We start from the raw sequence: 24,601 nt of genomic DNA on the forward strand, positions 1-24,601 counted from the left end.
ATTCTAATACTACCCCAGTCTGACGCAACGTTCAACGGCTTACGCGCGATTTGTCTATAATATATTTTATAAAATGAATTACTTTTCGTTATAAAGTAACGGATTAGCGGATGGGGATCGCTCATAAAGACCAAAACACGCCTCGCAAGGCGTGTTTCGTTTCATTAATGACAGTACTAAGAAGAATACCGAAAAAGGTCAAGATCAACGTCTAGTGAACGAAATCTTAAAGCTGTGCTTTACATCATTATGAAGCAAATTACTCGTCTCATTTTTTTCACCCGCTCCCTTTAATGTGAATTGTTGACTTCATCCTAATATGGGAATATGAACTTAATGTGAATTGGAAAATAAAAAAACCCGAACAAATTAGCTATTTGTTCGGGTATTTCTATTAAATCGACCGGTCACTTCGCTTGATGCCGACTCGACTGCCTCAACGGCAGAGAGACCGTAAAGCAGGCACCTTGACCTATAGAGGAGGCTGCCGTTACCGTTTCGCCGTGCAATTCGACTATTTTTTTGACGATTGCTAGCCCCAACCGTTGCCTTGAATACTTCGATTGCGCGAAGCGTCCGATTTGTAAAACCGTTCAAAAATGCTTTCCAGTTGTCCTTCCTCAATCCCGATTCCGTTGTCCTGCACTTCTATCGAAACCCGGCCTGCAGCGGGATATTTCATACGAATGGCGATGCTGCCCCCCTCGGGAGTGAACTTCATACTGGTCCGCTTCATTAAAATCCTGATCCCTTAACGCAATCGAAAAACCGCGAATCGAGGTAAGCGGCGATTGGATTTCATGCGATACGTTGGATACGAAATTTTGCCTCATCTTCTCTAATTGATTTAATTGCTTTGGACGGATGACCGTTACAGTCACCACAAGCACCATCATTAGACTACCCAGCAGCAGCGTAAGGCCAATTACAACTTCGAAACTCCAATCGTCCGACTCGGACTCCACGAATCCAAATCCGGTTCGAGGAATAATGAGTGTCTCTGCCCGTCCTTCTCGAATGGAAGACCGACGACCAGACAATCCGAACACTTATAAGCGTCCCCCCGGTCATCTGATAGAAACGAATGAAATCAAGGCCCACATTGGTTGTCTGCTGCTGATACTCTTGACGAAATTGCTTCTGATAGATCGCTTCAGCAGCCGCGATACCGCTAATAATGCTGACAATAACGATCAGTACGAACGCCGTGCCAAGCTTTAGATAAAGTGAAGCCTTCATCGGTCAGCCTCCAAGCGGTATCCGAGGCCTCGAATTGTACATATTCGAACCATGTCCGTTAATGTCGTTAGCCTTTCGCGCAGTCTCTTAATATGAACGTCTATCGTCCTGTACCCCCCTTCACAGTCCAGCCCCCATATTTGCTCAATTAATTGTTCCCTGGTAAATATTTGCTCAGAATAACTAGCCAGCTTAAACAACAACTCAAACTCTTTGGTCGGGAGAAGCGTCACCTGGCTCCCCTCTCCAGTCGAAAGGGTATGTTGTTTACGGTTCAGAACGATGTCTCCAGCTTAATCGATTGGGAGGCTGAGATATTAACCAATCGATTCAGTATAGCCTTTTCCTCCTGCTTCTTACATATCCATTAAACCCAAGATTCCGAACAATGCGATACCCCGTCCGCCGAAGCTCCACTCATGCCGAAAGTCCAAGTACACATCCCTTTCAATACAAATAAAAACACACCTTTGGAGGCGTGTTTTTATTATAATGCGCTATATGCGCTATTATTTCGCAAAGCTATGGCTGCCGATCGTTACGACGACATCGAGTCCGTCCCAGAATGGTCCGCTCGATACGGCTGGATTAAAGAAATAGACGGCACTCTTCACGTTATTCTTCCCATTAAGCGCATCCTTAGCCGCACGCAGCGCGGCCTGACTCGGCTTGCTCTTATCGAGCAATCCATTGTGAGCAGGCGGGAACTGCTTCCCGGAATATATAACCCCGCGAATCGTGTCCGGGAACCTTGAATCGTGCACCCGGTTCAAAATAACATTCGCGATAGCCAGCATGCCTTCATACGATTCATTACCCGCTTCGACCATCGTAATCTTTGCAAGCAGCATGAAATCCGCATCGGTATACGGCGCTGCCGGCTGGTCAAGGAATGAAGGAAGAACGATCCTCAGCTTCGTTCCCGCTTTAAGCTTCGCCTTGCCGTCCAATCCGTTGCGCTTCAACAGCTCCGACTTGCTGATGCCAAGCTCCTTACTAATCTCGTCGATTCCGCGTTCCTCAGTTACGGCTTCAGGATTAATCGATACTATCTCTGCAACATCCGAGTCTGACTTCCAGATCAAGTCTGCATGGAGTACATCGACTAATTGACGCAACGGAACGTACAGTCTGCCGTCGCTCGTGAATGGAAACGCATCCATCCGGTAACGAAGCTCGTTGAAATAGATGACTGGCACCCCGTTGCCGAACACAGCTGTATCGCCCAGTGCTGTATTTACTGTAAGTTCTTCATTATCATTATTCCAGTTTACGCTTGCTCCAAGCATTTTTGCGATTGAGGCGGCTGGCACATAGGTACGGCCTTCCTGAACGATGACCGAATCACCCAGCTTTACCTTATCGCCGTTCACTTTAATCGTTACGGCTGCCGCAGACTCTCCTGCGGAGACGACCGCCAGCGGTCCTAAGCAAAGCAAGAGCATTCCTAGCCCTATCATGCAAGTAAGTCTTCTAATCAGCTTACTGCTTCTGATCATGTGTACCTCCTAGCTTCTCTCTAGGTCTTCGGCTTGCTTCTTTCAATGGCTAGGCAAATTGTACCACAACCGTTTGCAAATCAATCATTAACATTTTTTCAGAATCCACTCACATTTCACATAACAGGTTGTCCAGCGTGCATCCCTTCAGCTTCCGAATTCGCTATAAATACGAAAAAACTCGCCTCTGCAGCGAGTTAGAAATAAACAGTATAGATTTAATTTTTCTAATCTTTGAATCGAGAAGCAGCTGCATATACACGCGAGGCTGAACGGTGAAATTCAGTGCGTCCTTACATAAGCGATATAATCGGTCATCGTTCCGCTCTGGCCAAGGCTTCGAAGAATCGTCGTAATATTACCCCGATGATAAGTACCGTGATTTACAACTTGCTGGATGATTTCAGCGATAGAATTGCTGAACGTCTGTCCAGCCGTATTCTTGTATGTCACAATATGCTGTAGGTCTACCCCTGATAAAAAGTGACGAATCTGTGACTGCAGCTTGTTCATATGCAAGCTAGCCTCATCGGGACCCGCGAACCTCCTCGCCGCTAACGACGGTGGCACTTGCTCCTGCATCCTCGCGAACCACACTTCTTCTGCTGCTGCTAGATGGCCGATAGCTTCCGCAACCGAATGAAAACCGAGCTCGACTTCCTGATGAAACAAATCTGCAGGGAGTGATCGAAGATGCTGAAGCACTCGTTCACTAGCCCAAGCATGATATTCGTATAAGTGCATTAACCATTCGTTCATACCTATTCTCCTCTCTATCCGTTGAAGCAGTCTTCGAATAGTCAGCTTATTGGTAGTCAGAGCACCTTCTTCTAAATTGTACCACTATGTACATCGTAAATGAACTACAAGAGAGCCTGCAGCAACAGACACGCCTCTTAACAGCATAAATTAAGCGGTTTACAGCTCTGGGCGCACGCAAAAAGCCGCTCCACACTCTTGCGAGTACGAAACGGCTGTAAGTAAAAATTTCGATTAATTCCGAATGAGGTAATCGAATGCTCCTAGTGCTGCTGTTGCACCCGATCCCATCGAAATAATAATTTGCTTGTATGGGCTGTTCGTGCAATCACCTGCAGCGAATATACCCGGTACGCTCGTCGCGCCGCGGCTGTCGACGACGATTTCTCCGGTACGCGTACGTTCAACCGTGTCGCCAAGCCAATCCGTATTCGGAACGAGACCGATCTGGACGAAAATGCCTTCCAGCTCGATATACTTCTCCTCGCCCGATTCACGATCAATGTAAGTGATACCGTTCACCTTGTCCGTGCCGGTAATCTCTTTCGTCTGAGCGTTCTTCAGCACCGTGACATTCGGCAAGCTGTACAGACGGTCTTGCAGAACACTGTCAGCCTTCAGCTCCGAGTGGAATTCCAGAACGGTCACGTGGCTGACGATACCGGCCAAGTCGATAGCCGCCTCAACACCAGAGTTGCCTCCGCCGATGACGGCTACGCGTTTGCCCGTAAACAGCGGACCATCACAATGCGGGCAGTAAGCGACGCCTTTGTTCTTGAATTCCGCTTCACCCGGAACGCCGATGTTGCGCCAGCGGGCACCCGTAGACAGAATAACCGTCTTGCTCTTCAGTACGGCACCGTTCTCAAGCTCGACTTCAATGAAGTCTTTCTTCTCGATGCGCTTCGCCTGCTGCAGCTTCATAATGTCAACGTTATACTCTTTCACATGCTCTTCGAGGCTGGCCGCAAGCTTAGGGCCTTCGGTATATTTCAAGCTGATAAAGTTCTCGATGCCGACCGTATCCATAACTTGACCGCCGAAGCGCTCCGCTACAATGCCGGTGCGGATGCCCTTGCGCGCTGCATAGATCGCCGCGCTCGCGCCGGCAGGACCGCCGCCAACGACGAGAACGTCGAATGGCTCCTTATTGAACAGCTCCGAGTCATCGCGATTAGTGCCAATTTTGGCCAAAATCTCTTCAATCGAAATGCGTCCGCCGCTGAAAAACTCGCCGTTCAGAAATACTGATGGAACAGCCATTACTTGTCTGCTTTCCGCTTCTTCCTTGAACACAGCGCCGTCAATCATCGTATGCGATACGCCTGGGCTGAGCAAGCTCATCAGGTTCAGCGCCTGTACGACGTCCGGACAGTTATGGCAGCTTAAGCTGACGAACGTTTCGAACTTAAATTCGCCGCGAATGCTGCGAATCTGGTCGATCACTTCTTGCTCAACCTTCGGCGCACGGCCGCTTACTTGCAGCAGAGCGAGAACGAATGAGGTAAATTCATGGCCAAGCGGGATACCGGCAAACACAATGCCCGTATCCTCACCTGGACGGTTAACGCTGAAGCTAGGCTTCATAGCAAGCTCAGCTTTCTCGACTTTAATTCGAGACGACATGCTGACGATCTCGTCCATTAGCGCCAGCATGTCCTTCGATACTTGATCGTCGGCTGCGCTGACTTTAATCAGCACGTCGCCTTCCATCAGCTGAAGGTATTGGTTTAATTGTGCCTTAATCTCTGGGTCTAATACCATACCAATCGCTCCTTAGATTTTGCCTACGAGGTCAAGGCTTGGCTTGAGCGTAGCACCGCCTTCTTGCCATTTTGCAGGGCACACTTCGCCTGGATTGTTGCGAACGTATTGAGCTGCTTTAATTTTGTTAACGAGCGCGCTTGCGTCACGGCCGATGCCGCCAGCGTGAATCTCAACCGTTTGGATAACGCCGTCTGGGTCGATAATGAACGTACCGCGGTCAGCAAGGCCATCCTCTTCAATGAGAACATCGAAGTTGCGGGAAATCGTGTGTGTAGGGTCGCCGATCATGATATACTCGATTTTGCTGATCGTCTCCGAGCTGTCATGCCATGCTTTGTGCGTGAAGTGCGTATCCGTCGATACGGAATATACTTCAACGCCGAGCGACTTCAGCGTAGCGTATTGGTCTTGCAGGTCGCCAAGCTCCGTTGGGCAGACGAACGTGAAGTCAGCTGGATAGAAGCAAACAACGCTCCATTGGCCTTTGAAATTTTGTTCCGTTACTTCGATGAATTTACCGTTGTGGTAAGCTTGAGCTTTGAATGGTTGGACTTCTTTACCGATAAGGGACATGTGTAATTTCCTCCTATAGATTGATTTGGTTGTTTGTAATAATTCTAAACTAATATTAATTACTCGACAGGGTGTTTGTCAAGTGCTCTGGGTCACTTTTTGATAATTATATTCATTTCAAATTTGTGAACAATTCTGATGGTCACGCTGTTTGTTTGACTCATGCTAGAACCACCTTCTATCCTTTCCTATTTATCGGTCGCTATACCTAGATTTCTGGAATTGTTCCCTCAAATTATAAAGCCACCCCCTATGCTTCGCTTCCTGGAACAGCTTCATCAGCTTAACCCAGTTCTCGCCTGTAATCTCCGCAGCAATGTACGCCCTCAACGCCGTTTTCGAAAAATACCCCCTTCTTCCCGCCGAACTTGGCTTAATGTTTATGCCGCTTCGAGAGCTCCTCTAGCATATTAGCGCTGCTTCTCTCTAACACCATTGGATACAGCTCTACTTTATCGGGTGCTATTTCTTTAAGCTCATCATATACAGCAGCTGAGGCATATACCTTATCGGACTGCTGAATCGCCTTCTCCAGTTGAGCACGGTTATCGCATCCGACCGCATGCGACTCGATATGCTCAAGTCCTGCATCAAGAACATTACGTGCCATCCACTGACCGCCTGCCTTGCCGAGGCAGACGAAGCTCACCTTGCTGCCAGGCTTAAATTTCGAAAGCTCGACAAGCAGAGGCATTCCGATCGTGGCGCCAATGACATGAACCGCCTTCTTCATTGAAGCGAACCGCTGCTTTACCTCTTCAGCATGGTTCAGCGTCGTCACGATTACGTCTGATTGCTCCATGATTTGTAAAGCCTTCCCCTCTGCCGATGACAGGTCCTCTACAAAAACAGTCGTAACCTCCCCGTTCGTCATTCGCTCAATTTGTTGTCGGTAAAAAAGATGATCGTGCTCCTTGCATTCGATCAGCACGACACGCAACGGTTCGATCGACTCCGATTCATTCAACAGAACATACGCTAATCCCGCCGTAAAAAAGTCCGTCAGAGGAATTCGCATAGCGGCAGCCTCTTCTATCGTCTTCACCACCAGTTGCTGCATCTTCTCCCGGCTATTGCGCAATTCCGATACGTGGTCATTGTTCAAAACTTGCGTACCTCTGCCCTTGTGCATCGCTAATAAGCCTTCATCCCGCAGCTGCGTATAGACTAGGTTCACCGTGTTGCGGTTCAGCCCCAGCAAATCGGCCATCTGGTTAGCAGACGGAAGCATGTCGCCCGGTGCGATCCTACCTAGTCCGATCAGCCATTTTATTTGCTCTTTCAGCTGCGTATTGACGCTAAAGTTCAATTTTGAATCTGCCTTGACGAGCAGCTCCTTATCGATCCTCATCGGCCTTCTCCGTTCCAGACTAAAATTCGAACCCCATATCCATTATTACTATACCACTATTAAAATAGTTATTTCATCAATCGCCTATGCTGACTTTGGATTGACATCCGATGAAGTCCAGCATATTATACATATATATCTATTCAACTAGTTAACTATGTATTTATGTAAAGGAGTTTTCTTATGCCATCATCCTCAACACCGCTACGTTCATTTTTCAGCAAAATGTCAGGAGCGGGCACTAGCCCACTCAACGTTTCGGCGCGAACGGCACTTATCGGCTTTATCGGCGGTGCTGCCACAATCAGCCTGCTTGCTTTATTAACGGATCTAAGCTCTGCAGCATGGCTGATGGCTCCGTTCGGAGCAAGCTGCGTGCTCGCCTTCGGCTTATGGGACGCTCCCCTGTCCCAGCCACGTAATATTGTCGGAGGACACCTCGTCTCTACTGCGACCGGACTGCTGCTGTTTTCTCTGTTCGGAAGCAGCTTTTGGGTCGTCGGCCTCGGAGTAGGTCTTGCTATCGCATTCATGCATTTGACCAAAACGACTCACCCGCCTGCAGGAGCAGACCCTATTGTCGTCATTCTCGCCGGAAGTTCATGGTCATTCCTAATCAATCCCGTGCTCATCGGCTCCATTGTCATCGTCCTGCTCGCCTTAGTCATCAACAATCTGGATAAGCAGCGGCGGTACCCGAAATTTTGGATCTAAAAAAGAGCTGAACAGAATGTCAGTAGCCACGGAGCAGATAACGCGATAGATATACATTTTGCACAGTCTTTCATGAACTTTCCTCTCACATATGGCTAGATTACTGCAAGATGTGCAGCAATTGGGCTTCGTTGCGGATAAACGATAAAAGGTTGCGTCAAAAAACAGCCTCACTGTTTTCTGCCACAACCTTTTGTTGTTGAAACTTATGAGAACAGTCGCTCTTCCTTTAATTGAGCCTTTAACGCTCCGGTCTCCAATCGCGAATGAACGATTGAATATCAACGCTCCGTGGTCTGCCGCTCAGCATGGCCGCCGCGTCAGCCATTTGCTGCTCCTCCTGCACAATACTTGCGAGCAAAGGAGCTGTGCCATATGATTTACGATCGAATGAGCTAAGCCAGCTTGCATGCTCGATGTCGCTTAGGTCCGAGAGCAGCTCCGCTGCATCATGAATTTGCTCCATCACCCAATCCTCATAGCTGCTGATCGTATCGATTGCAAGCTGCAGCAGTAGCTCCCTACCTTCTAAGCTCTCGGGAGTCGTGACATAGATGTCGCGCTGGGCTACGGATATCGAGCCGTCCGCAACGATCCGAATGCCGAGCGGCTCAATCCGGCTCAGCTCCGGCTCGGCGACCGCCCATGCATCAGCCTCCCGCCGTTCTAAGGAGCGCAGCGTATCGGCTGGCGCAAGCTTCTTCGACTTCACGTCAGACTGAGACAGTCCTGCGGAGTCGAGCGCCTGCAGAAGAAGCAAATGCTCATTGGAAGCCGGCGCATAAGCAACCCGCTTCCCTTTCAAGTCAGCCGCAGCAAACAGGTCGGAGTCAAGCGGAACAACGATTGCATAAGCAGCAGGATTCGCCGGTTCCACAGCCAGATAAATGAGCGAGGCGTCTTCCCGATGCAGCAGGGCAGGAACGGCGTCGCCAACGGCAACCATGTCGACACGCCCTTCTTCGACGGCTTGGAACAGCGATGCATCGTCATCGTAATGGTACCATTCGACCGTGACCGATAACGATTGCTCCGCCAGCCGAGCTTCCAGATCGCCCCGCTCCCGCAATCCAATTAGAGCGCTGCTGCCGCTGTACCCCAGCTTCAGCTTGCCGGTGTCAACAGGCTGCCTGACGAGACTCCCCGACTCGTAGCCTCCGCAGCCAATAAGAAGCAGCAGAGCCGTTAACAGAGCGATTCCCGCACACATCTTCAGAACTCGCATCATTCCCTCTTGCTGCCGCTAACCATTATTAGACAGTCCTTTCCGCCAGCGGGTGAACCGCGATTCGATTATCGCCAGCACGTAATTGAGCAGCAAGCCGAGAATCGCGAGCAAAATAATGCCTGCATACATGTCTGGAATTTGGAAAATCTCCTGCGAGTTCAAAATATAGAAGCCGAGTCCTCTCGACGAACCGATCATCTCAGCAGCAACCAGAGCCGTAATACAGTACGCCCCGCCCAGCCGGATGCCTGTAAAAATATTCGGCGCAGCCGCAGGCAATATGACACGGAAGAACAGAAACAGCTGCGAGCCGCCCATCGACTTCGCCGAATCGATCAATAGCTTGTCGACCTGCTTCGTTCCACTGACCGTATTGAGCAGAATCGGCCAGAACGATGCCCAAAAGATAATAGCCGTTTTGGACGATTCACCGATGCCAAGAAACAAGATAAAGACAGGGAACAAGGCGAATGCCGACACTTGTCTGGCCAGCTGAAGCAGCGGATCGAGAATCGCCTCGAACCGTTTGAACCAGCCAAGAAGCAGCCCGATTACGGTCCCCGCTGCAATAGCGAGCAAAAGTCCGGACAGGGAACGGCGCAGGCTTGCCGTTACATGCTTCCACAGTTCACCGTTCTCGATCAGCCTCCCAATCGAGACAATGACGTCCGTCGGCGGACTTAAGTAGGCGGAATTGACGATGCCCAGCCTCGGAAGCAGCTCCCAGACGACGAAGAATGCAACGATCGCCAAGCTTCGATCGACCACTTTTTTGAACCACGTTAATTTTCCGCTCATGAAGCTTCTCTCCTCCTACGGCAGCTACACCGACGGCTTAGTCGCAAACTCATTAAATTCATTCGTATAGACGTCCTTGACGGTCACTTTACCTTTTGGGATTTTGCCATTTTCCTCAAGAATGTCGATATAGTACTGAATCGGCTCCTCCGTCACAATAAGATCATCCACATAGGCGTATCTGTCGATGTACTTCACATCCATACCGAGCCGCTCTGCAATAATTTGCTTTGCTTCCTCTGGATGCTCATTTACCCAGTTCGCCGTCTTCGCGATAGCAGATACGAAATCCCGCACCGCCTCCGGATGCTTCTTCGCAAACTTTCCGTTAACGCTGTATGGCGCCATTCCGCCGAGTCCGCCGTCCAAATCGTAATCGCTCCATAATTTGACCAGCTTATCATTATGCTCTGCCTTGCCGGAGAATGGCGCATGGATTATCGCAAGATCGATGCCGCCCTGCTCCAAAGTCTGCTCCTGCTTGTCATCTGGGACGACAAGAAACTCGATTTTGCTCACGTCGACGCCCTGCTCCTTGAACCATTTCTTCGAAACGAACTCCGCGCAAGCGCCAAAGCTGTTGAAGCCGATCGTCTTGCCTTCCAGATCCTTCGGCGTCTTAATAGAGCCGTCATTGCGGGCAAAATATTTCATATGCGGCGCTTCCTCCAGCGTCTTGCCTCCCGCAGATACGACTTTAATATCGGCACCACTCGCGATGGCCGAGATGACAAGCGGCACCATCCGAGCACCGAAATCGATGTCTCCCGTTCCGACGAGCGGAATAATTTGCGGCGCAGCTATCTTGCCGACATACTTCGGTCTCGTACTCGTTCCTTCGAAGTAACCGAGCTGATCCGCTAGATAGACTAAGTCGAAGCCGGGATTGTCCGGATATTTAAATTCGACAACTTCTTCCTCATTGCCCGCCCCTTGCTCGTTGTCGCTGCCGCCGCCAGAGCTGCTGCTGCAAGCAGATAATACTGCCGCTAGTGTACTGATTACGAAGAGCTTTGCCCATCTTCTCCTCTTTAATAAAGAGTGATGAATCATTCGGACTCTCTCCTTTTCTTTCATTAAGTATCTATTTTAGGACCGTATGTTGACGATTGTTGATACGCAGCGCCAGCAGCAAGGCAATTACTCCCGTACTTAAGGCAGCCAGCGATATATAGAATGCCGTCGATTCCAGCAGACGCTCTCCGCTGTTGCTTGTGCCGCTATTGTCCAATGACGTACCCCTGCCTTCTGTTATGCCATGTGCCTGCTGAACACCTTCCGCGCTATGGTGGTCCTCTCCCCCTGTACCCGGAAGCACTCTAGTGACCGATGCCGGCGTCTTAGCCCCGGCTTCACCCACCCATTCCACTACAGAGCCGTTCGCATAGGTCTGAACTGCTTTCCAGACGAGCTCCTGCACATCATCCGCTACTTTGCCCTGCAGCTTGAATTCACCGAATTCGCCCTCCTTCAGCCCGGCTCCTTCGGCTGTCCATACGATGGAAGCGTTGCCGCCATCCGCATCATTGCCAAACGAATAGCTCCAGCCCGGCTGCGGCAGGACGCGGCTAATCTCTACTCCCTCCGGGAACAACAATTCAATCGTTGTCGTCTCTGATTGCTCCTCCGTCGGTACGCGAACCGTAAAAATTTCGTATGCCCCCTGCGTCGTCTCACTCGGCGACACTGTAACATGTGCGGATACAGTACCCGCCAGCGCCAGCATGAGTACGATCAGAACGATGGCTCCGACCGCCCATTTCGCCACCTGCGTCTCCCCCCTACTCCACAACTGCATGATTACTATAAAATGTTTTTGCCGTCACGTATTCGTCCAAATTCTCGTCCAGCACGCGCACCTCCAGCCTCCACTTGCCCGGCAGCGATAAATAGCTTCCTTCGGCCTCATAGCGTAAGTCGTACAGGCTAGTACGGCTTTCTGCCGCCGGCAGTACCGTTAGCGGTACATCGATCGGCGGAATGTCCGGATGATCGATCGATTGGAGCGTCAGCGTTACGTTTCTTAGCCCATTATTGCTTCTAGCATCAGCTGCCTTCGCTTGTTTGCCCGACGCCCGCACCCCCCCGATAAAGACCGAGAACTGGTTCGTTGAGCCCGCTTGATTCGGCGTTATGATCGTCGCGATATGTACACCGTCTACCTTCTTATGCCAGAATAATGGTCCGGACGCCGGGAGCGGATTCAAATAGGTGAACACCGCGGTGATCCCGATCACGACGACGAACAAGCCGCAATCGAAGGTCAGCCAAGCCGATGCACGACGCAAGCGGCCGCTTCCAAGCGCATGTCTGATGCAGGCCCCCGCGGCCAAGACGAGCAGAACAGCGCCAGCCTTCGCGGTCATGAGCCGTCCCCACTGTGAATCCAGCAGCCGGTCGAAGCCGTTCGTGTACAGCGCAGCAGTAACGATTCCGCTGACGGCAAGGATGCCGATCGCAGCGAATGCAGCCTTTGACAGCCGCGCCGCGGCCGCACCGCCTGCTTCAGTCAACCGCCTCGCCCCAACGACCGTAAAGGCGAGCAGCACACCGGCCCATATGCTGGCTACCGTCAGATGCAGTACAACCAGCGCATAGGAAAGCACCGGGACAGTATAGCCCATCGCATGACCGTTCAAGCCTTTGGCCGCGAATACGAGCAAGATCCACACCGCATCGACGGTACGCCATCTTCCGGTCAACCAGAAGCCGATGAACGCTGCCGGAATTGCAAAGGCGTAAGACAATCCGATGGAGGTGCCCATAAGCAGCTCCATCCGATGGGCCGACTCGATGCCGATACGCAGCTTGCTGTAGTCCTGCCAGGCCAGGAGCAGCAGCGCGAGCAAATGATACCCGAGCAGCAGCCTGCGGATGCTTTCATAACGTCTTCGGTCCCAGCTTACGGCTGCCGGGGCATATACTCGCAAGCCGACCCATCCTGCTGCAGCAATCAAACCGAAAAAATATAGGCCGCGCACCAGCCAATAGGAAACGTTCTTGCTCAGCTCATGCTCCTCGTGCAAGCGTGAAGCTGAAACGTACCCGATGCTTGACTCTGTCGACAATCCGACCGTGAACACATAGGAGCCGCGGACCGGGTGTCCGTCAGCCGATAACAGCCGATAAGCGACCGTGTAGCTTCCATCCTCCAGCGGCGGTAATGCCAAGGTGATCGCCCTGCGGCCTGCCTCCAGCACGGCTCCGTTTGAAGCAACCGGCTTTCCTTGGCGGTCGTATACTTGAATGGCGAAGCCTCGGCTTTCCAGCCGTTCGTTGAACTTCAGCACGACAGTTGATGGAGCTTTGAGCAGCCGGCTGTCCGGAGCCGGCTGTGCGTCCGTCAGCGACGAATGTGCCGAGACGGTACCGCTTAGGAACAACAGCCACACGCTCGCCAATAGTGCTAACGGGATAGCAAGGCGGAGGCGGAGTAGGTTTCGGCCGAAACGTACGCTCATCCCAATCGGCGCGCCGCCTTGTCGAGCAGCCGCTGCTTGTCGTAGTCGACATACTGCCCGGCGTACGTTCGCACCGGATCACCTGCATAGAATCGCTCGTACAGCTCGTGTCTAGCGCCGAGTCGGCTGCCGACCAGCTCCCAGCTCAGCTTAAGCAACTTCACCCGATCTAGCGCATCTCGATCAGCTCCCCGGTACACCTTCTGAAGCTGCGAGCCTAATAAGCCGTTCAATTCCGCAATGGTCGAAGGCACCTGAAGCATTCCAGCACCGGACAGCTGCTGCAAAATTTCAAGCGCTCGGGGATAATAGACGTTGCCTAAATTTTTGGCCGTCGTAATCGGCTCAAGCGCAGGCTCCCATACGCCTAAAGGGTGAAGCTCCGCCCGATGCTCCGACGACAGCAGCAGCGCTCGGATCGATTCCAGCTGGTAATACAGCTCCGCCAGCTTCTCCTGAACGTGAGCGAACTTCGTGATGCCGATCGAATAAGCTAATTCGGTTCCGACCGCCGCCGTAAATTCGAGCTTGCTCGCTAACCGGACGATATTCTCATGCAGGCTGAGCGCTCTGCTCAGCCGGTCTGATCGAATGCTCCAGATGGCCTCCGGATCATCCTTAATGAATACCCTCTCCCATGGAATGAGCGCATCGTCGAAGATGAGAACCGCATCCATCTCATCAAATCTCGAGCTAAGCGGATGATCATCTCTCTGCTCAGAGGCGAAAGACTCGCGGCAGATCATATGCACGCCGGGGTGACTGGCCGGGACCGCGAACATGACCGCGTAACGCTGCTCATCACCCGTCTTCTTGCTATGCGGAGATACGATGATTTCATCCATATAAGGAGCGCCGGTTGCGATCATTTTGGCCCCTCTGACGACGATGCCGTCTTTCGTCTCCCGGACGATTCTCACCGCTGTGTATAGGTCGCCCAGCTCGTGCGCCAGCTTCGTCCGGTCGATCTGCGGATCGTGACCGGCCGCCGTCACCAACAGATCGTTATCCCGAACGAACCTGTAATAGTCTGCGATCTTGGACGGAAAGTGCGGCTGCTCCTCCGCTATAAGGTTCCGAGCGACATACCAGGTCGTAAGCTGAGTCCGGTAAAATCCGCCGACGCGGCTCATGACGCCGAACGTTGCGTCCGACCAAAGCTTAAGACCATAGCTTCGTTTGAACAGTTCATCCTTCGATTCCGGTATGAGATAAGCGATATTCGCTTTGACTCCAGTATCGGTCTGGTAAGTGACATGGGCCTCCGTAGTAGGATCATCCTGCAAATCGAGAATAGCTGCTACCGACTGAACAGTCCCTTGGAACGCTGGATGGCTGCGAATATCGGGAACGATCCCTCCATCGAGCCATACTCGCCGCCCGTCATTCAATCGATTGAAATATGCTTCTCCTGCTGTCATATGCGATTTCATCCTCCACTCTGATCAGCTACCGTTTGCCGCCCTCTTCTGTAATGGTCTTCTTCAAGCTCTGCAATAAGCTGCGGCTTAATAGCAACAACCGAGCTGCCGTGCGCAAGGCCGACCGGGAGAGCCGCTTCGGGCTTGCCCAGCTGCTGGGAGCGGTCAACTTCGTCCTTCAATATCTCCCAAGCCCGCTGACGCAGACTGATAAAGCTTTCAGAGTTACGAATTTCTGCGGCGCGCGGACGCTCCAGCGGAATATCGATCAGCTCTTTCACTTTGCCCGGCCTCGCAGTCATAACAGCGACACGGTCCGCCAGATAGATCGCTTCATCCAGACTGTGCGTAATAAAGACGATCGTAGTCTTCTTTGCCTCCCAAATACGCAGCAGCTCCGATTGCAAAATCTCGCGTGTCTGCGCATCAAGCGCCGCGAACGGTTCATCCATCAGCAGCACATCTGGAGAGTAAGCAAGCGAACGGGCAATGGCAACGCGCTGCTTCATGCCGCCGGACAGCTCATGAGGATACCGGTTCTCGAAATCTTGCAGGCCGACAAGCTGAATATATTCCCTCGCGATCTGCTTACGCTCCTTCGAGCGGACGCCTCGGATTTGTAATCCAACCTCGACATTCTGCAGGACCGTACGCCAAGGAAACAGCGCATAGCCTTGAAACACGACGCCACTCTTCTTATTGACGCCGTCTATCGGAACACCGTCTACCGCAATGGCACCTGAGGTCTGCTTGGATAATCCGGCTAGAATATGGAGAAAGGTCGACTTGCCGCAGCCGCTCGGGCCTAGCACGGCAAGAAATTCACCTTCTCTCACCTCCAGATCGAAGCCGTCCAATACCGTAATCGGCTCGTTATTCTTCGCATCGTTCGTTGATTTGAATTGCATAAATACCTGTTTGGCCGATATTTTGACGGTCATCGTCGCACCTCCGACTCGTTATCACTCTCTAGCGGTTTCACAGCTTGCCAGAACTCTCGGTAACGGCTTCGCAGAAGATGCACCGGATAATGACGGTACAGCTCCTGCGACTGCGCCAGCGGATCGCCGAACGCATGCTGTTCGTGCAGCTTTGTCATGACCGCCTCAGAGCTTCCCGCAAGCTGCCAAGCCAGCTGGAGCAGTGACGGCTGCCCCTCATCCTCACGGGCAGAGGCTAACACATTCGGAAGAGTCAAAAATATTGCGGATCCAATACGCTGAAGCACATGCACCGCCTTGCCGTAATACTGAATTCCGGCTTTGCGTGCCGCAAGCAGCGGCGTCAAATCCGGCAGCAGTACGCCAGCTGGACTTCGCTCGGCTCCAATTTCCGCGGCATGGAGAAGCGCCTTCAGCGTCTCGACCCCTTGTATCAGCTCACCGAGCTCGCCTTGTATGTGCAGCTCGGCGTGTAAGCCCGTCTGCTCCGCAAGCGCGAAGGCCGTACCTGTGAGCAGTTCGATTGCGTCAAGCTGTCTGGATGCCCACTGATAACCTGCGAGCGACTTTATAAGCGGGTGACCAAGCAGCTGCTGCAATCGATTTGCCGCTCGCGTAACGAGCAGCCTTTCTTGCGGGATGATTACGTTCTCGTAAACAACCAAGACACTTCCAGCTGTAGATTTCGAGCTACCGCCGCTAGCATCATGCCCGGCAAAGACCAGCTTCACACCCTCCGTCTCCTTCGGAATTAACGCGGCTGTTCCATCGCCATGGACGATGACAAGCAATTCGTCTGCTTTTAGCACGTCTAATCCGAACGTCTGATGTCCATTCAGCCGGATGTCTCCATGCGGTCCATCTTGAACGATCGACAGGCCGCCACTAAGGCTCGAGGCCTGATACAGCGACGTCGTAATGACCGACCTTAGCCTTTCGTTATGCTCATAAACCCGTCTCCACAATCCTGCAGCCTCAGGCGCTCGAACCGAGTCGCTCCCCGCCTGACCATCTTCGGCCAGCACGTACTCTTCATGAGCGTACCATCCCGCAAGCAGCGAATGTGCATAATCAGCACAGCCGCTCGCGAACGCTGAGACGCCCTCCGCCAATCCGTAGAAGCCTAGCCGCTTAAGCCGAAGCTCTTCTGGAGAACGCGGCAGCAAATACGCAAGCTTAACCAGCTGGTCACCCGGCTCCTTACCGTCTTCGCTGAACAATCGCTTTATTTCCAGATCCTCTTGATTAACCGCCATTGTTCTACGCCCTCTCTCTGAATGCGCTAATGTCCTGGTGTCTTCTGCATCGCCCTAAACATGAGATATGATTTGTCGTTGGCCGCCCCCGGCGATCGCCCCCTGCCCCAGCCAACCTGCTCGCGGTAACTACCGAGCAAGCCGGACTGAGCAAGCTCCAGCTCGCCCGGCACATTCACCGGATGGTCGTGAGGCGAGACATATAAAGCATCTACTGGGCAATAGAGCTCGCACATAAAGCAGGTCTGGCAGTCATCCTGTCTTGCGATGACCGGCATGCCGCTAGGCGATTCGTCGAATACGCGAGTCGGACATACGCTGACGCATTGGCCACACGAGATGCAACGGCTGCTGCTCACGACCTCGATCATGACTGCCGCACCTCCACGCTCGACAATACGCCGCTTTCAGGCTTCACCCATACCTCATCCAATCCACCGGTCAACAGCCGATAATGCTGGCTTGCGTCCGTCCCCGGATAATCGAGCCGCTTGTGCATGCCTCGCGTCTCTCTTCGAGCAAGCGCCGACGAATACATCCACCGCGCCGTCGCCGTCATCGCCTGCACCTCCCGAAGCTTCACCGCATCAGCCGCGTTCATAGCTGCGGCGTTCCGCACATTGCGCCATAAGCTGTGAAGTCTTCCCAGCGATTGCGCCAGCGTCGTTTCCGTCCGGAACAAATTAATGTCGAACGGTTCGACCTCCCGTTTCACAGCAGCGATCCGCTCCTGAATCTCACCAGTACTCACAAGCGCAGACACCGACGCTTCAACACCCGCTCCCGTCAGCTCACGCTCATTACGGCGACTGCCAAGCGATACCGCATACGCAGCCGCCGCCTCGCCTGCCCAATAACCGGTTGACATTGCCCACGCTGCATTATGGCTTCCGCCGCCCGTAAAGCCACCGCATATGAACTGGCGAGTTGCCGCGTCACCGGCCGCATATAAGCCGGGCACACCCGTAGCACACGACTCGTCGATGAGATGAATGCCGCCGGTTCCGCGGACAGTGCCTTCCAGACGCATCGTTACCGGGAACAGCTGGGTGAACGGATCGATGCCTTGACGGTCAAATGAAAGGAAGAAATTCGGCTGCGCGGCCCGCATCCAGCGCCGCATCTCCTCTGTTGTCCGATCGAGTCGAGCATAGACAGGCTGCGTCTGCAGCGTACGAGCAATAACCGAACGCCCCTTCTGCGAGCCTGCACCTTCAATAACGGTTCCGTCCTCGTAATAGAAGGTCGCCCACGTATAGAACGCCGTCTTGGTCACCGTCGAGAACACCGGGCTGATCGCATACGCATTGGAGAACTCCATCCCAGACAAGCTGGCTCCCGCTTCCGCAGCAAGCAGATAACCGTCGCCCGTCAACACGTTGCAGCCGAGCGCCTTGCTTAGAAATGCGCAGCCGCCGGATGCAAGAATGACGGCGCCGGCCTTGACTGTCCATGTCTCACCCGTAGCGCTACGGATGCCGCTCGCACCGCCTACGCCATGCGCATCAACCAGCAGTTCCAGCGCCGGGCTATGATCCAATATCCGTACGCCGGCTTTCTTGACCCGCTTGCGCATTAGCTTCATATATTCCGGTCCTTGCAGGCTGCGGCGATACGATTGTCCCTCATCATCAATTGGAAAAGGATAGCCGGACACGGCCAGATCGTTCATGTTCGCATACGTTTGGTCCAGCACTCTTCTCATCCAGCCTCTGTCCGCTAGATAGCCGCCCAGCGCCTCCCGGCTCTTCATCGCCGCCTCGCGTTCCCCCTCGGTCGGCTCCACGTACCATACACCGGTGCCTGAAGGGGCAGTCGCCCCGCTCGTTCCGCAATAGCCCTTATCGACGAGTACGACGCTCGCTCCTTAGGCTGCGGCTGTGAGCGCCGCCCAAGCTCCTGCTGGTCCTCCTCCGATTACGAGTACGTCCGTTGTTAATTCCACATCAGCACGCCCTGCAGCTTTTACCATGCTCCAGCCTCCATTTCTTCGTTTTGATAAAAAAAGCCTCGCAACCCATACGGGTAACAAGGCCTCCGGATTCCCGGTCGGTAAGAACAAGCAAAAAACCGGAAACTCGCTTTGTACAACAAGCAGAGTTTCCGGTTTTCCGGTATCCCGTCAATTCCTATTAGTTTAATAAGATATGTAGCTCGATATGATCCTACCATGAATAGGCTCCAGAGTCAACCATTTCATCTATTTGTTTCATATAGACAAAAACATAACCGAACAAAGGTTGGACAGAAAACAAGCTATTGTTTTCCGCCCAACCTTTTATTGATCAAACTCTTCTCTACTATAAATTACGGAATACATCTTGCGGCTTAACATCCTTCGCCAGTTGTCCTTGCTCCTTCAGCCAGTCGATAACGGTACTCCATGACTGCTCGGACTGACTGCCGAAAGGCTCCGCGCCCGCATCCATTAACGGCAGCAGAAGCGATAAGCTGTTCTTCTCGATGTCCGCATCGAGCGGAAATTCGCTGCTTTGCTTATCCAACAGCAGCTGCAACGCTTCATCCGGGTGGTTCGCCGTATATTCCTGTCCCTTCGCTGATGCCTCCATAAATTTTTTGATCGCTTCCGACTTGCTCTTCAATCCTTCCTCGCTTGCGGTCAGAACGAGCTCGTAATAATCTGGCACGCCGTACTTAGCGGGATCGAAAGCGGTCACTTCATGTCCATCCTTCTCTAGCAGCAGCTTCTCGTGGTTAATATAGCCGCCAATAATCGCATCGACACGCTTCATCGTCATCGCCGGAATCAGATCCCAAGAGACGTCTGTATAGTTCAGCTTCGAAGGATCGCCTCCATCCGCCTTCACCATCGTATTGACGATCGCTTGATCGAGCGGAATCGACGGGTATCCAATTGTGGAACCAACGAGATCCTTAGGACTTTGAATATTCTTCGAATCGAGCACCATTAATTGATTAAGCGGATGACGGACGATCGCGCCGACCGATACGATCGGAATGTCTTCAGAGCGTGCTATCGCTACCTGCATCTGATAGCTTAGCGCCAAATCCGCTTTGCCCGTCGCCACAAGCTTCAACGCATCATTCGTATCTGCAGGTGTGACCAATTTAACCTTCAAGCCCGCTTCTTTATAGAACCCTTGCTCCTCCGCTGCATACATGAACGTATGCGGAGCATTCGGATACCAATCCAGCAGAACGGTCAGCTCTGTCTCGCCCGATTCCGTTGTCTTCGCTGAGGAGCATCCGACAGCTGCGAGAAGCACAGCGAAGATTGCTATAGACATCCATGCTTGTGGAAGTTTCCATTGAATTTTCAATTGATTTCCCCTCTATCCCTTTATCTATTACGGTACGCGAGAACCGCTTTCTCAAGCCACGATACAATCAGAAACAATAAAATCCCCATCGCAGACAGCAGCAGCACGCCAGAGAACACAGCATCGGCGCGGAGCATATTGGATGCCCGTTTCGTATAGACGCCCAAGCCACTCTCTCCGCCTAACCATTCTCCAAGTGTAGCCCCGCCGATACTGAAAGCCGCCGCCAGCTTCAAGCCGGTAAAAAAGCCCGGCAGCGCAGAAGGAATTTTCCACTTGAACAGCAGCTCACGCTTGCCTGCTCCCATCGTCTGCATCAACGCCCCGATATCGGGATCAGCCGAGCGGAACCCGTCCGCCGTATTCACCGCAATGGAGAAGAACGTGAACAATATCACGACAGCGATTTTGCTCCATATTTCGTAGCCGAACCACATGACCATAATGGGAGATAACACAATGATTGGAATCGTCTGCGAGGCGACGATTAGTGGATAAATCGTCTTCTTCGCCAAGCCTGAACAGTCGATCCATACTGCAGCCAGCGTCCCGACAGCCATAGATATCCCAAGACCCAGCAGTGCCTCCCATAACGTGGTGAGAGCATGCTTGCCGAGCAGCTCCCGATTGTCCCACATGGAGACAAAAACATCCGACAGCTTCGGAATAATGTAATGCGGAATGTCGAGGAAGCTCGTCGCGGCTTCCCATATCACTGCCAGCAGCAGCACAAATAGAAGGACGGGCACATTTGCAGCCAGTTTTCGTCTCACATTAAAGCACCTGCCTTACTGCCTGCCGTCCGGCCAAGCCGCTCAAGCAGCTGCCGCTTCAAATCAATGAAGGCGAGTTCCAGCGCCGCTTCATAGCTGCGGGGACGAGGAAGCGTAACGCGCACTTCGCTAAGCGCAGTAATCGGCGACTCCGACGCTACAAGCACACGATCGGACAGGAGCAGCGCTTCATCGACATCGTGCGTAATAAACAGAATCGTCTTGCGGTGCTGCTCCCATACCTGCAGCAGCCATTCCTGCATGCTGACGCGGGTCATCGCATCCAAAGCGCTGAACGGCTCGTCAAGCAGCATCAGCTCCCCGCCTCCGAGCAGCGAACGCAGAAACGATACACGCTGGCGCATGCCGCCAGACAGCTCTTGCGGATATTTGCTCTCTGTTCCTTCCAATCCAAGCTCCGGCAGCAGCTCCATCACCCGGCGCCGCGCTTCCTGCTTCGGCGTGCCTGCCAGCTCCAGACCTAAGGCTGCATTGTCCAGCACCGTTCTCCACGGCATAAGGCAGTCCTTCTGTGGCATATAGCCGATCTTCCCCTGCCTGGACGCTTCCGCTGCCGAATGCTCTGTGGACCCAATAGAGATTGTCCCTGCCTCAGGAGTAAGCAGACCGGCCAGCATGCGGAACAGCGTCGTCTTACCGATCCCGCTCGACGCCAGTATGCTGACGAATTCGCCTTGCTGAATATCGAAGCTTAGCTGCTCGAACAAGCGAGGCTGTCCAGGGAACGAGAAGCTAAGCCCGCGGACCGACAAAGCAGTCCTTTGCCCTTCAATAACCGTTCGGTTCAAATCGGCCACTCTTCTTTCCGGTAAGCCATATCCCAGAACATATACTCCAGCTTAGATGCAGTCAGAAAACGTTCCTCCAGCCGATCCAGCTCTTGCTCCGGCAAGCCTTCCGCCAGACGGTCCATCATTTCAATTGTCCAATCCGTCAGCGCACCGAATTCCTCCGAGCTGTACATCATAATCCACTCCCGGTACAACGGATGATCCAGAGCGCCTGGAATTGTCGCGAACGCGAAGCCGATCTCCCGATAGCTCCACATGCATGGAAGCAGTGCAGCGACTACCTCGGCTAATGACCCCTGCGAAGCGGTATCCAGTAAATATTTCGTATACGCAACCGTCGTCGGCGCCGGGATCGTCTGCTCCAGCTCTTCGCGAGTAACGCCAAAGCGCGCCGCATAGTCCCGATGGAGCGACATTTCCACATGCAGCGTAGAATGAAGCAGCTCCGCGAACTTCGTCATCGTCTCCAGATCACGGGACTTCATGCTTGCCATGGCGAACAGCTTCGCATAATCGATCAAATACACATAATCCTGCTTCAAATAATAAATGAAACGCTCCGGATCAAGCGTCCCTTCTCTTAGCTCCTTCAAGAACGGGTGCTCATGGCACTGGGCCCATATCTCACGGGCGGATTGATACAGTCTATCGCTAAATCGACTCATCGTTGCTCCTCCAATCCTATTGTTAACATGCGCATTTTGGACGGTTGCACCAATCCGCAATGAAGGCAATCATAATCTTCGTGTAATCTAACAGTTCTTGGATGTCCGTACTTTCATTTACTGCATGGGCATGGGCAAGCTCCCCCGGTCCGTAGATCACTGTTGGAATTCCAAATCGGCCGATCCAGCCGGCATCGGTAACCGTTGGGCTCATGCCTGACTGAGGCTTAATACCGCGCACATGCTCATGGCTCATCACCAGTGCCTTGAACCCTTCGCTCTCTGTATCCAGCTCTAAGGACGGAAAAATTTCTCCCCGCTCCTCGATCATCGACCGTCCTCCCCAGTGGAAGGTCGGCGGATGGTTCCGCAGCCACGGATCGCCTGCCGCTACCCGAAGCAAATGATCCTCGATCTCGGCAGCAACTGACTCATAATCCTCATTCGGATAAAAATGTACCGTAATCCACAGCGAGCACCGGTCCGCAATAAACGCCGCATGGCGGCCGCCTTCAATTACCGCCGGATTGATCGTATTCGACCCAGGCGGGAATCCCGGATACGATTTGGTTACGGCCCAATGCCGCTCCAGCTCTTGAAGCCCTGTAATGAGCTTGGCCATTTTCTCAATTGCGCTTGCACCGCTCACTCCGCCTCCGGCATGGATCATTCTCGACCGCATACCGTCATGGTAAGTAACGGGACTTTGCACCGTCACCCATCCGGTAATAACACCGCCCTGCCCTTGAATCGCTAATCCGCTCGTATCTGCAACGACAGCGAAATCTGCCTGACACCCCTTCTCCATACAAGCGCGTGTGCCAGCTTCACCGGCTTCTTCGCCAATAACCGAGTGGAACAACAAATCTCCTTTCAGCTCCACGCCTGCTTCTGTCAGCAGCTTCACCGCAAATAATAGAGCAGCGAGTCCGCCTTTCATATCTGCAGTTCCTCGGCCATAAGCTCTGCCTTCCTTCAACGTCAGCTTGAACGGGTCGACCTGCCACTTTCGGCTGTCTCCCACTTCAGCGACATCCATATGACCGTTCAGCAGCAAGCTTCGATAAGCATCGCGCTCGGTGCCGCGCTTCACTCCCGTTACATTCGGATCGCCGGGGTACACTTCCCACAGCTCCGTCTCGAAGCCGCATGCCCTCAGCTGCTGCTCTAGAAACTGCTGAGCCAACATCGTATTCCGCGCTGGCGGACTGACAGTCGGAAAAGCGATCAGCTCGCCTAGCAGCGCAAGCAGCTCGTCCTGTCTGGCGTCCACTTGCTGCTGAAGCTTTTGAATCGTTATTGAGTTACTCATAGCTTGCTCTCCTTCGCTTGGAACGCGAGCGGGCGGGAACAAATGAAAAAAACCATTCGAGAATAGACGAATGGTTACAATCCATGACATTCTCTACGCCAGCATTACCTGGTTCAGATTAACGGTCAGGGAAAATACGTTCCCAATCTCAGCCAGACTTCATCCAGCCCCCGCAGTTCGATATGAAATTAAATAGTGGATAGTTTCACTATAGCTTATAAGTAGTCTATTGACAATGGGAGTTAGAGTACAGCAGCTTGGCCCCAACAAATCCGCCTGCTACGCTCCAACCCGCCAATGAGTTGAAACGCGTTAAATCCAATTGACGTTTAGCCGCCCGATAAACCGCCAGTCTGTATGCCAACAGAATCCCGAGCGCGATCATCAGTCCATATCCATAAATCGTGACTGGACCGATTTTAATTAACTCGTTATACATACTCTCTCCCCACATGATAATGTCCTGACTGCTGCTCTTCATCTCTGCCGCCCTCAGATCAAATCATGCTGTCGTTAAAACCTTGTTTCTACCACAGTGTAATATTGCTGCACATTAGTATCAATTACGATCTCATTGATTCCGTAGGACTAACCATGACCTCATCCTAATATAAATGAATTAGAATGCAAGATCTGTTTGCCCGCTCATGTTCGCCACACCCGCCGTTCACCTTCCAGCCTGTACATGAACGCTGAATGAAGATTACATGAAAGATCGTTCAGTTTCATT

Annotated in this window: 25 protein-coding genes and 2 pseudogenes; 1 reads left to right on the forward strand and 26 read right to left on the reverse strand. The window is 52.6% G+C overall.

Annotation, left to right across the window (positions count from 1 at the left end; translation table 11 throughout):
- Positions 1–407: 407 nt before the first annotated feature.
- The 10 genes and pseudogenes from PXY01_RS22725 to PXY01_RS04950 form a co-directional block, all read right to left on the reverse strand.
- On the reverse strand, positions 408–542 hold the full coding sequence (locus PXY01_RS22725; RefSeq protein WP_178943802.1) for an ATP-binding protein: 135 nt from the start codon (positions 540–542) through the stop codon (positions 408–410).
- Positions 533–736 (reverse strand): ATP-binding protein, encoded by a 204-nt coding sequence (locus PXY01_RS22730; RefSeq protein ID WP_246027799.1) that lies wholly within the window; start codon positions 734–736, stop codon positions 533–535. The genes PXY01_RS22725 and PXY01_RS22730 overlap by 10 nt, the downstream gene beginning before the upstream one ends.
- Positions 737–776: 40 nt before the next feature.
- Positions 777–896, reverse strand: a pseudogene (locus PXY01_RS23135) (hypothetical protein); the annotation flags it as partial.
- 4 nt (positions 897–900) lie between these two features.
- Complete coding sequence (locus PXY01_RS04920) at positions 901–1,239, reverse strand: hypothetical protein (RefSeq protein ID WP_127567873.1); 339 nt, start codon at positions 1,237–1,239, stop codon at positions 901–903.
- Positions 1,236–1,472, reverse strand: a complete 237-nt coding sequence (locus tag PXY01_RS04925; RefSeq protein ID WP_307719365.1) for a winged helix-turn-helix domain-containing protein — start codon at positions 1,470–1,472, stop codon at positions 1,236–1,238. Before PXY01_RS04925 ends, PXY01_RS04920 begins: the two co-directional genes overlap by 4 nt.
- 276 nt (positions 1,473–1,748) lie before the next feature.
- Positions 1,749–2,738, reverse strand: coding sequence for a cell wall hydrolase (locus PXY01_RS04930; protein WP_127567875.1), 990 nt, complete (start codon positions 2,736–2,738; stop codon positions 1,749–1,751).
- A 282-nt stretch (positions 2,739–3,020) separates the two neighbouring features.
- Positions 3,021–3,497, reverse strand: coding sequence for a DinB family protein (locus tag PXY01_RS04935; RefSeq protein ID WP_127567877.1), 477 nt, complete (start codon positions 3,495–3,497; stop codon positions 3,021–3,023).
- Positions 3,498–3,731: 234 nt separating this feature from the next.
- The gene (ahpF, locus tag PXY01_RS04940) at positions 3,732–5,261 is read right to left on the reverse strand and encodes an alkyl hydroperoxide reductase subunit F (RefSeq protein ID WP_127567879.1); all 1,530 of its coding nucleotides are present in this window, start codon (positions 5,259–5,261) and stop codon (positions 3,732–3,734) included.
- 12 nt (positions 5,262–5,273) lie between these two features.
- Positions 5,274–5,837 carry an alkyl hydroperoxide reductase subunit C gene (gene ahpC, locus PXY01_RS04945; protein WP_127567881.1) on the reverse strand — a complete coding sequence of 188 codons (564 nt, stop codon included), beginning with the start codon at positions 5,835–5,837 and terminating at the stop codon, positions 5,274–5,276.
- A 373-nt stretch (positions 5,838–6,210) separates the two neighbouring features.
- Complete coding sequence (locus PXY01_RS04950) at positions 6,211–7,188, reverse strand: GntR family transcriptional regulator (protein WP_127567883.1); 978 nt, start codon at positions 7,186–7,188, stop codon at positions 6,211–6,213.
- Between the two features lie 183 nt (positions 7,189–7,371).
- On the opposite strand from PXY01_RS04950, the gene PXY01_RS04955 reads away from it, so the two are divergent.
- Positions 7,372–7,902, forward strand: coding sequence for an HPP family protein (locus PXY01_RS04955; protein WP_127567885.1), 531 nt, complete (start codon positions 7,372–7,374; stop codon positions 7,900–7,902).
- Between the two features lie 241 nt (positions 7,903–8,143).
- On the opposite strand, the gene PXY01_RS04960 is transcribed toward PXY01_RS04955, so the two are convergent.
- The 16 genes and pseudogenes from PXY01_RS04960 to PXY01_RS05035 all read right to left on the reverse strand — a co-directional run bounded on the left by PXY01_RS04960 (position 8,144) and on the right by PXY01_RS05035 (position 24,352).
- Complete coding sequence (locus tag PXY01_RS04960) at positions 8,144–9,130, reverse strand: PhnD/SsuA/transferrin family substrate-binding protein (RefSeq protein WP_127567887.1); 987 nt, start codon at positions 9,128–9,130, stop codon at positions 8,144–8,146.
- 15 nt (positions 9,131–9,145) lie between these two features.
- Positions 9,146–9,928, reverse strand: a complete 783-nt coding sequence (locus PXY01_RS04965; RefSeq protein WP_127567889.1) for an ABC transporter permease — start codon at positions 9,926–9,928, stop codon at positions 9,146–9,148.
- Between the two features lie 24 nt (positions 9,929–9,952).
- A complete protein-coding gene (locus PXY01_RS04970) occupies positions 9,953–10,981 on the reverse strand; it encodes an ABC transporter substrate-binding protein (protein ID WP_127567891.1) in 1,029 nt (342 codons plus the stop codon).
- Between the two features lie 31 nt (positions 10,982–11,012).
- The gene (locus tag PXY01_RS04975) at positions 11,013–11,696 is read right to left on the reverse strand and encodes a YcnI family copper-binding membrane protein (RefSeq protein ID WP_164744305.1); all 684 of its coding nucleotides are present in this window, start codon (positions 11,694–11,696) and stop codon (positions 11,013–11,015) included.
- 13 nt (positions 11,697–11,709) lie between these two features.
- Entirely contained in the window at positions 11,710–13,389 is a 1,680-nt protein-coding gene (locus PXY01_RS04980) for a copper resistance CopC/CopD family protein (protein ID WP_127567895.1), read from the reverse strand.
- On the reverse strand, positions 13,386–14,810 hold the full coding sequence (locus tag PXY01_RS04985; RefSeq protein WP_127567897.1) for a 4-hydroxyphenylacetate 3-hydroxylase family protein: 1,425 nt from the start codon (positions 14,808–14,810) through the stop codon (positions 13,386–13,388). The genes PXY01_RS04980 and PXY01_RS04985 overlap by 4 nt, the downstream gene beginning before the upstream one ends.
- An 8-nt stretch (positions 14,811–14,818) precedes the next feature.
- On the reverse strand, positions 14,819–15,751 hold the full coding sequence (locus PXY01_RS04990; protein ID WP_127567899.1) for an ABC transporter ATP-binding protein: 933 nt from the start codon (positions 15,749–15,751) through the stop codon (positions 14,819–14,821).
- Positions 15,748–17,007: a 4-hydroxyphenylacetate 3-hydroxylase C-terminal domain-containing protein gene (locus tag PXY01_RS04995; RefSeq protein ID WP_127567901.1), complete on the reverse strand. Its 1,260-nt coding sequence runs from the start codon at positions 17,005–17,007 to the stop codon at positions 15,748–15,750. The genes PXY01_RS04990 and PXY01_RS04995 overlap by 4 nt, the downstream gene beginning before the upstream one ends.
- Before the next feature lie 26 nt (positions 17,008–17,033).
- A complete protein-coding gene (locus PXY01_RS05000) occupies positions 17,034–17,378 on the reverse strand; it encodes a 4Fe-4S binding protein (protein ID WP_127567903.1) in 345 nt (114 codons plus the stop codon).
- Positions 17,375–18,979: pseudogene (locus PXY01_RS05005) on the reverse strand (FAD-dependent oxidoreductase). Before PXY01_RS05005 ends, PXY01_RS05000 begins: the two are co-directional and overlap by 4 nt.
- Positions 18,980–19,307: 328 nt before the next feature.
- Positions 19,308–20,309, reverse strand: a complete 1,002-nt coding sequence (locus tag PXY01_RS05010) for an ABC transporter substrate-binding protein (RefSeq protein ID WP_246027800.1) — start codon at positions 20,307–20,309, stop codon at positions 19,308–19,310.
- Positions 20,310–20,329: 20 nt separating this feature from the next.
- A complete protein-coding gene (locus tag PXY01_RS05015; protein ID WP_127567905.1) occupies positions 20,330–21,082 on the reverse strand; it encodes an ABC transporter permease in 753 nt (250 codons plus the stop codon).
- A complete protein-coding gene (locus PXY01_RS05020) occupies positions 21,079–21,891 on the reverse strand; it encodes an ABC transporter ATP-binding protein (protein ID WP_246027801.1) in 813 nt (270 codons plus the stop codon). The genes PXY01_RS05015 and PXY01_RS05020 overlap by 4 nt, the downstream gene beginning before the upstream one ends.
- Positions 21,888–22,559: a thiaminase II gene (gene tenA / locus PXY01_RS05025; protein WP_127567907.1), complete on the reverse strand. Its 672-nt coding sequence runs from the start codon at positions 22,557–22,559 to the stop codon at positions 21,888–21,890. The genes PXY01_RS05020 and tenA overlap by 4 nt, the downstream gene beginning before the upstream one ends.
- 22 nt (positions 22,560–22,581) lie before the next feature.
- Positions 22,582–23,871 carry an acetylornithine deacetylase gene (locus tag PXY01_RS05030; RefSeq protein WP_127567909.1) on the reverse strand — a complete coding sequence of 430 codons (1,290 nt, stop codon included), beginning with the start codon at positions 23,869–23,871 and terminating at the stop codon, positions 22,582–22,584.
- A gap of 226 nt (positions 23,872–24,097) precedes the next feature.
- Complete coding sequence (locus PXY01_RS05035) at positions 24,098–24,352, reverse strand: prolipoprotein diacylglyceryl transferase family protein (protein ID WP_246027802.1); 255 nt, start codon at positions 24,350–24,352, stop codon at positions 24,098–24,100.
- Positions 24,353–24,601: the final 249 nt, after the last annotated feature.

The sequence above is a fragment of the Paenibacillus xylaniclasticus genome (genome assembly GCF_004001065.1).
Lineage (GTDB): Bacteria > Bacillota > Bacilli > Paenibacillales > Paenibacillaceae > Paenibacillus_T > Paenibacillus_T xylaniclasticus.